Source organism: Streptomyces sp. NPDC023481, assembly GCF_055560195.1.
In genome coordinates, this window is sequence record NZ_JBVHJE010000027.1 from 48459 (window position 1) to 59886 (window position 11428).

The 11428-nt window shown below is 74.7% G+C and carries 4 protein-coding genes; 1 reads left to right on the top strand and 3 read right to left on the bottom strand.

The window, feature by feature from the left end; translation table 11 throughout:
• Positions 1–34: 34 nt before the first annotated feature.
• The 3 genes from ACZ3ZD_RS35405 to ACZ3ZD_RS35415 all read right to left on the bottom strand — a co-directional run bounded on the left by ACZ3ZD_RS35405 (position 35) and on the right by ACZ3ZD_RS35415 (position 8069).
• On the bottom strand, positions 35–3673 hold the full coding sequence (locus ACZ3ZD_RS35405) for a UvrD-helicase domain-containing protein (protein WP_467407001.1): 3639 nt from the start codon (positions 3671–3673) through the stop codon (positions 35–37).
• 113 nt (positions 3674–3786) lie between these two features.
• A complete protein-coding gene (locus ACZ3ZD_RS35410) occupies positions 3787–7425 on the bottom strand; it encodes an ATP-dependent helicase (protein WP_467407005.1) in 3639 nt (1212 codons plus the stop codon).
• A 257-nt stretch (positions 7426–7682) separates the two neighbouring features.
• Positions 7683–8069, bottom strand: coding sequence for an MGMT family protein (locus ACZ3ZD_RS35415; protein ID WP_467407007.1), 387 nt, complete (start codon positions 8067–8069; stop codon positions 7683–7685).
• 201 nt (positions 8070–8270) lie between these two features.
• On the opposite strand from ACZ3ZD_RS35415, the gene ACZ3ZD_RS35420 reads away from it, so the two are divergent.
• Positions 8271–11168 carry a lysylphosphatidylglycerol synthase transmembrane domain-containing protein gene (locus ACZ3ZD_RS35420; protein WP_467407009.1) on the top strand — a complete coding sequence of 966 codons (2898 nt, stop codon included), beginning with the start codon at positions 8271–8273 and terminating at the stop codon, positions 11166–11168.
• The last annotated feature ends 260 nt before the right edge of the window (positions 11169–11428 follow it).

An 11428-nucleotide genomic window follows, 5' to 3' on the forward strand; every position in this document is an offset into this window, starting at 1 on the left:
ATCGGCCCGCACCGACATCGTCGGCGGGCGTTCGTCACACTCCGGTCGCCCCCCGTGTGCTCTCCGTCTCACCCGTGAGGAGCCGTTCGAGCGCGGCCCGGTCGGGCAGGTCGGGGCGTACGATCTCGCCGGTGCGTACGTACAGGAAGGCGGCCGTGACGGACTCGGGCGGTACGCCCTGCTGCTCGGCCCAGGCGAGCCGGTACACGGCGAGCTGGAGCGGGTCGGCGGTGCGGGTGCGGCTGGTCTTCCAGTCGACGATCTCGTACGTCGTCTGGTCGCCGTCGCCGTGCCGGTAGACGGCGTCGATGCGGCCCCGGACGACACGGCCGGCGAGGGTGAACTGGAAGGGGGCCTCGACCCGGTACGGGGTGCGGTGGGCGTACTCGGTGCGTTCGAAGGCTTCCTTCAGGGTTTCCAGGTCGCGTTCGTCGGCGATCTCGGCGTCGCTGCCGGGCAGCTCGTCCGGTTCCAGCAGGGGCAGCGTCAGCTCCTCGAAGCGGGTTTCCACCCATGCGTGGAACCGGGTGCCCCGGCGTGCGGCCGGTTGCGGGGGGCGCGGCATGGGGCGCGCGAGTTCCTGCGCGAGCCCGTCGGGGTCCTCGGCGAGCCGTAGCAGCTGGGACGCGGTGAGGGTGACGGGCAGGGGGACGTCGGTGGTGGCGCGGCGGGCGCGCAGCAGCTCTCCGGTGAGCGCGTCCAGGTCGCGGTCCCAGGCGGCGACGGTGCGGGCTTCCTCGGGGGTGAGCGTGGCGCGGCCGGTGGCGGACCGCGGCCCAGGACGGTGCCGGGGGGCGGGCGCCTGGTGGGGGACCAAGGGGCGGCCGGCGTTTCGGGCGTTCAGTTCGGCGGGGGCGTCCGGGGCGGGATTGCCCGGGGCGCTGGTGTTCGGGGCGGCGGAGGCAGGCGCGTGGGCCGGGGGTCCGTCGGCCGAGGGCTCTTCGCCGTGGGGGGCCTCGTCGTAGGGCGGCAGGTCCTCGCCGTAGGGCACGTCCTCGTGGAGGGAGTCCCCGTGGAGGGAGTCCTCGTGGAGGGAGTCCTCGTACGGGAAGTCGTCGTACGGCTCTTCGTCGTACGGGTCGGGGTACGGCTCCTCGTACGGGTCGTCGTCCGGTGGTGCGGGCCAGTCCGGGTGTTCGTCGCCGGCGGGGTCGTGCAGGGCCGGGCGGTGGCTGGCGAGGGTGTCCAGGTGGGCGAGGACCGTCTCGGCGGCGGCGCGGCGGCGGGCCAGGGCGGCGGCGTCCAGCGGGAGCGGCCACACCTGGTCGGCGTCGGCCGTGTGCAGGGCCGGGTTCTCCTCGCCCTCGGCGGGCTCGTCCGCCCAGGCCTCGATCTCGCCGTGTCCGGCCGCGCAGTGGTCGTGGAGGGCCTGGAGGAAGTCGGAGGGGCCGCGCGGCTTCTTCTGGCTGGGCCCCCACCAGTGGCCGGAGCCGAGCAGGAGCGAGCGGGGTCGGGTGAAGGTGACGTAGCCGAGGCGGAGCTCCTCGGTGTGCTGGTGGTCCTTCATGGCCTCGTGGAAGGCCTTCATCCCGCGCGCGTCCCAGCTGTCGACGTCGGGCAGGGTGTCGGTGTCGCCGCGCAGGGCGTGCGGCAGCACCTTGGCCTGGGCGGTCCACTTCTCGCGGCCCTGGCCGCTGGGGAAGGTGCCGGTGACCAGGCCGGGGACGGCCACGACGTCCCATTCGAGGCCCTTGGACCTGTGGGCGGTGAGCACCTTGACGGTGTTCTCGCCGCCGGGCAGGGCGTTGTCGAGGCCCTTCTCGTACTGGGCGGCGGTGCGCAGGAAGCCGAGGAAGGCGAGCAGGGTGGCCTCGCCGTCGCTCGCGGCGAAGGAGGCGGCGACGTCCAGGAAGTTGGACAGGGTCTCGCGGCGGCGGGCGGCGAGCGCGTGCGGGGAGGCGGACAGTTCCACCTCCAGACCGGTGACGGCGAGGACGCGGTGCAGGACGTCCATGAGCGGGTCGGACAGCGAACGGCGCAGGTCGCGCAGTTCGGCGGCGAGCCGGGCGAAGCGCACGCGCGCGTCCGGCGAGAACGGCAGCCCGTCGGCGGCGGCGTCCTCCAGGGGCGCTTCCAGGAAGGTGTCGAGGGCGTCGGCGAGCGAGATCACCTCGGACGGGTCGACGCCTTCGACGGCCTCGGCGAGCCGGCGGTCCGGGTCGTCGCCGTCGTCCACGCGCGCGTGGGCGACCAGCAGGCGGGCCCGGCGGCCGAGGAGGGCGAGGTCGCGGGGGCCGATGCGCCAGCGCGGTCCGGTCAGCAGGCGCACCAGGGAGGCGTTGGCGCCGGGGTCCTGGAGGACCTCGCACACGGCGACGAGGTCGGCGATCTCGGGCAGGTGCAGCAGCCCGGACAGGCCGACGACCTCGACGGGGACCTCGCGGGCGACGAGGGCGCCCTGGATCTCGGCGAAGTCGGTGGCGGTGCGGCACAGTACGGCGATCTCGCCGGGTGGCGTGCCGGTGCGCACGAGGTGGGCGAGGGAGTCGGCGAGCCAGTCGATCTCCTCGGCGTGGGTGGGCAGCAGGGCGCAGCGGACCGTGCCGTCGTACTCGGCGCCGGGGGCCGGGCGGAGGGCCTCCACGCCCGCGTGCATGGCGCGCAGGGGTGCGGCGAGGCCGTTGGCGAGGTCGAGCAGGCGCCCGCCGCTGCGCCGGTTCTCGCTCAGTGCCTGCCGGGTGGCGGGCCGGCCGTCGGCGTGGGCGAAGTGGGCGGGGAAGTCGTCCAGGTTGGCGACGGAGGCGCCGCGCCAGCCGTAGATGGCCTGGCAGGGGTCGCCGACGGCGGTCACCGGGTGGCCGGTGCCGCCGCCGAACAGGCCGGCGAGCAGGACGCGCTGGGCCACGGAGGTGTCCTGGTACTCGTCCAGGAGGACCACGCGGAACTCCTCGCGCAGCAGGCGGCCCACCTCGGGGGTGCGGGCGAGGCGGGCGGACAGGGCGATCTGGTCGCCGAAGTCGAGCAGGTCCCGCCCGCGTTTCGCGGCGCGGTAGCGCTGGACGAGGGCGGCGAGTTCGCGGCGGGCCGCGGCTGTCTCGGGGACCTTGCGCAGGTCGGCGTTGGTGAGCCTGGCGCCTGCGAGGGTGCCCAGCAGGCCGGCGTCGAAGGCGCGCAGTTCCTCGGGGTCGACGAGGTGTTCGGAGAGTTCGGAGTCGAGGGTGAGCAGGTCGCTGACCAGGTCGGCGAAGGAGCGGGTCAGCGCCGGGTAGGGGCCGGGGGCCTCGCGCAGCACGCGTGCGGCGAGCTGGTAGCGGGTGGCGTCGGCCAGCAGCCGCGAGCTGGGTTCCAGGCCGATGCGCAGGCCGTGGTCGGTGAGCAGGCGGCCGGCGAAGGCGTGGTACGTCGAGATGACGGGCTCGCCCGGCGGGTTGTCGGGGTCGATGCCGTCGGGGTCGGTGACGCCGGCCCTGACCAGTGCCTTGCGGACGCGTTCGGCCAGCTCGCCGGCGGCCTTGTTGGTGAAGGTCAGGCCGAGGACCTGTTCGGGGGCGACCTGGCCGGTGCCGACCAGCCAGACGACGCGGGCCGCCATGACGGTGGTCTTGCCCGACCCGGCGCCGGCCACGATCACCTGCGGGGCGGGCGGCGCGGTGATGCAGGCCGTCTGCTCCGGGGTGAACGGGATGCCGAGGAGCTCCTTGAGCTGCTCGGGATCGGTGATACGGGCGGACATGTCGAAAGAGGCTAGCGGCGGGCACTGACAGTCGAGGACGAAGTGACCGCCCGGGGCGGAAGAAGCGCAGGTCAGCGCGGGTGGTGCCGTACGTCACTCCGGCCACGGGGCGGTTACTCCACCACGTGCCGTCCCTCCGGGCGCGCGCTGCACGAGGCGCGGAAGGCGCAGTGCGTGCAGTGCTGGCCGGTGCTCGGTGTGAACCGCTCGTCGAGGACCTTGCCGGCGGCGGTGGCCAGCAGCTCGCCGACCCACTCCCCCGACGGCGGCTCCTGGGTCTGCACCTTGGGCAGGTCCTCGCCGCCGTCGCGCTTGGCGGCGCCCTGCCTGAGGTGGACGAGTTCGGCCCCGCCCGGTTCGGGGCGTACGCCGTCGAAGGCGGTGTCGACGGCGCCTTCGCGGACGGCGAGCTGGTAGACGGCGAGCTGGGGGTGCCGTTCCACCTCGCGCGCGGTGGGCGCCTGCTTGCCGGTCTTGAAGTCGACCACGTAGGCCCGGCCCTCGGCGTCCGTCTCCACGCGGTCCATCTGGCCGCGGATGCGGACCTGGTAGCCGCCCGTCTCCAGGGTGACGTCGAAGTCCTGCTCGCTGGCGACCGGGGTGCGGCCGGTCCGGTCCAGCACGTGCCAGTTCAGGAAGCGTTCGAGCGCCACGCGCGCGTTGTCCTTCTCCTGCTGCGACTTCCAGGGCGCGTCGAAGGCGAGCGCGTTCCACACGGAGTCCAGGCGCTCCATGAGGACGTCGAGGTCGGCGGGGGTGCGGCCGGAGGCGACCTCGTCGGCGAGGACGTGGACGACGTTGCCGAAGCCCTGCGCGGCCGTGGCGGGGGCGTCGGCCTTCACCTCACGGCCCAGGAACCACTGCAGCGCGCAGGTGTTGGCGAGCTGGTCGAGGGCGCTGCCGGAGAGCACCACGGGCTGGTCGCGGTGGCGCAGCGGCACCTTGCTCTCGGTGGGCTCGAACATGCCCCACCAGCGGTAGGGGTGCGCGGACGGCACCAGTGGGCGGTCCTCCTCGTCGGCGAGCGCGGCGAGACGGGCGAGGCGGTGGGCGGCGGCCTCCCGCAGCGCGTCGGACGCGCGCGGGTCGACGGTGGTGGCGCGCAGTTCGGCGACGAGCGCGGCGACGGACAGCGGGCGGCGGGGGCGGCCGGCGACATCCTTGGGCTCGACGCCCAGCTCGCTCAGGAACCGCGACGGCTGGTCGCCGTCGTCGGCCGGTGCCTTCACGGCGGTGACGACGAGGCGGTCACGCGCGCGCGTGGCGGCGACGTAGAACAGGCGGCGCTCCTCGGCGAGCAGCGCGCCCGGGGTCAGCGGCTCGGCGAGCCCGTCGCGGCCGATGCGGTCGGCCTCCAGCAGCGAGCCGCGGCGCCGCAGGTCGGGCCACAGGCCCTCCTGGACTCCGGCGACGACGACCAGGGGCCACTCCAGGCCCTTGGCGCGGTGCGCGGTCATGACACGGACGGCGTCGGGCCGTACCGCGCGGCGGGTGAGCGTGTCGGCGGCTATGTCCTCGGCCTCGATCTCCGCCAGGAAGTTCAGGGCGCCGCGGCCCCCGGTGCGCTCCTCCGCGCGCGCGGCGGTGGCGAACAGCGCGCAGACGGCGTCCAGGTCCCGGTCGGCGTTGCGGCCGGCCGCGCCGCCGCGCCGGGCGGCCCGCTCCAGACGACCCGGCCACGGCGTGCCCTCCCACAGGTCCCACAGCGCCTCCTCGGCCGTACCCCCGCCCGCGAGGCGCTCACGGGCCTTGCGGAGCAGCGCGCCCAGGCGCTGCGCCCCGCGCGCGTACACCGGGTCGAGCACGGCCAGGCGCTCCGGTTCGGCGAGCGCCCGGGCGAGGAGTTCGTCGGACGGGGGCGGCAGCGGGTTCCCGGCGGCCCGCTCCTCCTCGCGCAGGGCCCGGCCGAGACGGCGCAGGTCGGCGGCGTCCATGCCGGCGAGCGGGGAGGTGAGCAGGGTGAGGGCGGTCTCGGTGTCCAGCCAGCAGGTATCGGGGGCCTGGGGTGCGGGGTGGGTGGCGGCTTGCGGTGCCGGGTCGGCGGCGGCCTGCGTACCGGGGTCGGCGGAAGCCTGTGCCTCAGGGTCGGCGGCGGCCTCCGTACCGGTGTTGGCGGCGGCCTGCGCGTCAGGGTCGGCGGCGGCTTGCGTAGCGGGGGCGGATGCGGCCTGCGTACCGGTGTCGGCGGCAGCCTGTGCCTCAGGGTCGGCGGCGGCCTCCGTACCGGTGTCGGCGGCAGCCTGCGCCTCAGGGTCGGCGGCGGCTTGCGTAACGGGGGCGGATACGGCCTGCGTACCGAGGTCGGCGGCGGTCGGCGCTGTCGTAGGGGCGTCGCCCGGCGCGGGGTCCTCGCGGTGGGGTGCTTCCGCTGTGGCCACCGCGCGCAGGGCCGTGAGCAGCGGGGCCACCGCCGGCTCGTGCCGCAGGGGCAGGTCGTCGCCGTCGATGTCCAGCGGAACGCCGGCGGCGGTGAGGGCACGGCGCAGGGTCGGCAGGCGGGAGCCGGCGCGCACCAGGACGGCCATGTCGCTCCAGGGGACGCCGTCCTCCAGGTGCGCGCGGCGCAGCAGGTCCGCGATGTTGTCCAGTTCGGCGCCGGGCGTCGGATAGGTGTGGGCCTCGACCAGACCGCCGTCGCGTGCGGCGGCCGGCTCCCGGTGGGCGCGGGCCTTGTCGGCGGGCAGCCGGGGCAGCGGCATGCTCCGGGTGATCAGGCGGGTCGCGGCCAGCAGGGCGGCGCCGGAGCGGCGGGAGGTGCGCAGGACCTCGACGGGGGCGGGGCGGCCGTCCGCGCGCGGGAAGGCGGCCGGGAACTCCAGGATGCCGTTCACGTCGGCGCCCCGGAAGGCGTAGATCGACTGGTCGGGGTCGCCGAAGGCGACGAGGGTGCGGCCCCCTCCGGCCAGGGCGTGCAGGAGCCGGACCTGGGCGGGGTCGGTGTCCTGGTACTCGTCGACGTACACCGCGTCGTACCGGGCCGCGAGGTGTGCGGCGGTCTCGGGGCGGCGGGCGAGCAGGACCGCGCGGTGGACCAGTTCCGCGTAGTCGATCACGCCTTGGAGGTCGAGGGTGTCGAGGTACTCGGCGAGGAAGGCGGCCGCCGCCCGCCAGTCGGGGCGGCCGATGCGGCGCGCGAAGGCGTCCAGGGTGTCCGGGCCGAGGCCCAGTTCGCGGCTGCGGGCGAGGACGGCGCGTACCTCGTCGGCGAACCCGCGCGTGGTCAGGCAGGCGCGCAGGTCGTCGGGCCAGCGCACGTGGGTGAGGCCGAGCCGCTCCAGGTCGGGCTGGCCGGCGAGCAGCTCACGGACGGCGACGTCCTGTTCGGGGCCGGAGAGCAGCCGCAGCGGCTGGGTGAACCGGTCGCTGTCCTGGTGGGCGCGGACCAGCGCGTAGCAGTACGAGTGGAACGTGGTCGCCCTGGGCGCGCGGGCGGCGCCCATGCGCAGGGCCATGCGGTCGCGCAGGTCGACGGCGGCCTTGCGGCTGAACGTCAGCACGAGGATGCGCTCGGGGTCGCCGCCGCGGGCGATCCGCGCGGCCACGGACTCGACCAGGGTGGTGGTCTTGCCGGTGCCGGGGCCGGCCAGCACGAGCAACGGTCCGCTCCGGTGGTCAACCACGGCGCGCTGCGGCGCGTCCAGAGGAGGGGGATCCACGACGGCCGGCGGCGTACGGACCAGTCGGTAAGCGCCACGGCTCCCCTGCCGTACCGGGAGGTGCGGCAGGCGCCTGGTGGAGGAAGAGGAGCTCACGTGGTTGGCCGGTCCTGGTGGGTGTGCGGGCGGGTGCGCGGTCACGCGTGCGAGGCGGTGACCGCGGGGTGAGGAGGACACGCGCCGCCGACGCTACGCCGCCCCTCCGGACGGAAGCAGGGCTTCCCGTCGTTCCCTCGGGGCGCTCGGACCACGCGTGTCCCACACCCCTCGAACGTACGGCATGCCACGGACGTCCCCGGTGTCACCCGAACGGGCCATGGGTCTGCCCCGGCGGCATCCGATGGCGGAAGCTGTCAGATGTGACCCTCCGCGCCCGCGTCACCGTCCCACCGGGCCCTGCGCATGTCGAGCCGCGGCAGATGGCCCTCGGTGCTCCTGCCGGCCTGCTTCAGCGGCGTGCCCTCCGCGCGGTAGTGGGCGAGGGCACGCAGTTCGTGTCCGGGCAGCAGGACACCGTCGGAGCGCACCACACGCCACCACGGGACGGCACCGCCGTACAGGGCCATCACCCGGCCCACCTGACGGGGGCCTCCCTCCGCGAGCCACTCGGCGACATCGCCGTACGTCATGACCCGCCCCGGCGGAATCCGCTCGGCGACGTCGAGGACCCGCTCGGCGTACTCCGGCAGCGCGTCCGCGTGCGCCGCGCGGGCGTCCTGGGGAGGGCTGTGCTCGCTCATTCCCCCCATCCTGCCGCACCCCGCGGGCGTTCCGGCGGGGTACGCGGGCAACGGTCCTCTCGCCCCCGGGCGACGCATCGGGCAGACTGTGCGCCCGCGCATCCGGACCCTGATGCCCGTGTGTGTCGGTGGGGCATGCCACCATCGTGCGGGCGGTGACTGGTGATACGAGACCGAGAAGAGACCACGAAGGAGCAGGGCGTGCACCCCGATGGAACGGCGGGCACTCCTGACGCCTCCGCGCGCCCCGGCCCCGCCCACGCGGACGAGGGCGGCACCGGCGCGCATCACGACGACACCGGCCCGCGCGAGAACGACGACCCGCGCGCGCGGGAAGAAGCCCCCGAGCCGCAGGAAGCCGACGGCACGCGCGCACGGGAAAGCGAGCCCGAGCCGCACGACGCCGGCGGCACCCGCGCGCGCGGCAGTGGCGCCGATGCCGTCGGCGGGGCGCCCGGCCCCGAGTACACGCCCGCGGACAGCCCCGGGTGCGCGGACGACGATCCCCACGCCGAGCGGGTGGAGGGCGACGAACCGCTGCTCCCCGCGCGCGTGCACCGGCCCTCCGACCTCATGCGGCTCCTGGTGGGCGTGCTGGCCATCGTGGTGCTGCTGGCGATCGCCGGGTTCGCGCACGGCACCACCTCGGGTCTCGAACAGGACATCAACAAGGGCACCGGGCAGGCCCCGGACCTGCTGATCAAGATCGCGGGGCTGGCGTCCAGCATCGCGATCCTGCTGGTGCCGGTCGCCTTCGCGATCGAACGGCTGATCAAACGGGACGGCCTGCGCATCGCCGACGGCGTCCTCGCGGCCGTCCTGGCCCACGGGGTGACGCTCGCCACCGACCTGTGGGTCGCCCGGGCCGCCCCGAACTCCATCCAGGAGGCGCTCACCCAGCCCTCGCCGGGTGACATCCACGCCCTGACCGACCCGGTGCACGGATATCTGGCGCCCGTGATCGCCTATATGACGGCCGTCGGCATGTCCCGCAGACCCCGGTGGCGCGCGGTGCTGTGGATCGTGCTGCTCCTCGACGCGTTCTCGATGCTGGTCACCGGCTACACGACCCCCTTCTCGATCATCCTGACGGTCCTGATCGGCTGGACCATCGCCTACGGCACCCTGTACGCGGTCGGCTCGCCGAACGTCCGCCCCACCGGCCAGACCCTGATGGCGGGCCTCCGGCACGTCGGCTTCCACCCCGTCGCCACGGCGCGCGAGGAGGCTCTGGACACGGAGAACGGCGACCGGGGCCGTCGCTACTTCGTCATCCTGGAGGACGGCCCGCCGCTGGACGTCACGGTCGTCGACCGGGAACAGCAGGCGCAGGGCTTCTTCTACCGCGCCTGGCGCAATCTGACCCTGCGCGGCTTCGCCACCCGCTCCAGCCTCCAGTCGCTGCGCCAGGCGCTGGAGCAGGAAGCTCTGTTGGCGTACGCGGCGATCGCGGCCGGCGCCAACGCGCCCAAGCTGATCGCCACCTCCGAGCTGGGCCCCGACGCGGTCATGCTCGTCTACGAGCACACCGGCGGGCGCACCCTGGACTCGCTGGCCGACGAGGAGATCACCGACGAACTGCTGCGCAACACCTGGCACCAGGTGCGGGCGCTGCAGTCACGGCGCATCGCGCACCGCAGGCTGGCCGGAGACGCCATTCTGGTGGATCGTTCCGGCAGGGTGATCCTCACCGAGCTGCGCGGCGGCGAGATCGCGGCCGGTGAGCTGCTGCTGCGCATGGACGTCGCCCAGCTGGTCACCACGCTCGGGCTGCGGGTCGGTGCCGAGCGTGCGGTGGCCTCGGCGGTCGGCGTGCTCGGCCCGGACGCGGTCGCCGACTGCCTGCCGATGCTGCAGCCGATCGCGCTGACGCGCTCCACGCGCGCGACGCTGCGCCGGCTGGCCCGGGAGCGGGCCGAGCGCGAACGCGAGGCGGTCCTGGAGGCCTCCCGGCAGGCCAAGACGGCCCGCGCGGAGGAGGAGACGGAGACGGCCCCGCCGGTCCTGGAGAAGCCCGACAAGAAGACGGTCCGCGCCGAGCAGCGTGCGGAGAAGCGGGCCATCGACGAGGCGATCGAAGAGGCCCGCGAGGAGGATCTGCTCAGCCAGATCCGGCACGAGGTGCTGCTGATCCGGCCGCAGGCGCCCGTGGAGCCGGCCCGGCTGGAACGCGTCCGGCCGCGCACGCTGATGAGCTTCATCGCCGGTGCGATCGGCGCGTACTACCTGCTGACGCAGCTCACCCACATCGAGTTCGGCACGCTGTTCTCGCAGGCCCAGTGGGGCTGGGTGATCGCCGCGGTGCTGTTCTCCGCGCTCAGCTACGTCGCCGCGGCGATGGCCCTGCTGGGCTTCGTGCCGGAGCGGGTGCCGTTCGTGCGGACCGTGGCGGCGCAGGTCGCCGGGTCGTTCGTGAAGATCGTGGCACCGGCCGCGGTCGGCGGTGTGGCCCTGAACACGCGCTTCCTGCAGCGCGCCGGGGTGCGTCCGGGGCTCGCGGTGGCGAGCGTCGGCGCCTCGCAGCTGTTCGGGCTCGGCTGCCACATCCTCATGCTGCTGTCGTTCGGCTACCTGACCGGCACCGAGAAGACCCCGTCGCTGTCGCCGTCCCGCACGGTCATCGCCGGCCTGCTGACCGTGGCCGTCCTGGTCCTCGTGGTCACCTCCGTGCCGTTCCTGCGGAAGTTCGTCGTCACGCGCGTGAGGTCGCTCTTCGCCGGTGTCGTGCCGCGCATGCTCGACGTGCTCCAGCGGCCCCAGAAGCTCGTCACCGGCATCGGCGGCATGCTGCTGCTGACCGCCTGCTTCGTGATGTGCCTGGACGCCTCGATCCGGGCCTTCGGCGACGGGTCGGTGTCGCTCAGCATCGCCAGCGTCGCCGTCGTCTTCCTCGCCGGCAACGCGCTCGGCTCCGCGGCGCCCACCCCCGGCGGCGTGGGCGCGGTCGAGGCGACCCTCACCGTCGGTCTGATCGCGGTGGGCCTGCCCAAGGAGGTCGCCGCGCCGGCCGTGCTGCTGTTCCGGCTGCTGACCCTGTGGCTGCCGGTCCTGCCGGGCTGGCTGGCCTTCAACCACCTCAGCCGCAAGGGAGCCCTGTAGGCGCTCCGGCCGGGCGCCGAGGCTCGTACGGACGGAAGCCCTGCAGGCGCTTCGGCCGGGTGCCGTGGCTCGTACGGACCGAAGTCCTGTAGGCGCCCTGCCTGTCGCCGTGGCTCGTACGGACCGAAGTCCTGTAGCCGCCCCCGCCGCTCGCCGTAGCTCGTACGGACCGAAGTCCTGTAGCCGCCCCCGCCGCTCGCCGTAGCTCGTACGGACCGAAGTCCTGTAGCCGCCCCCGCCGCTCGCCGTAGCTCGTACGG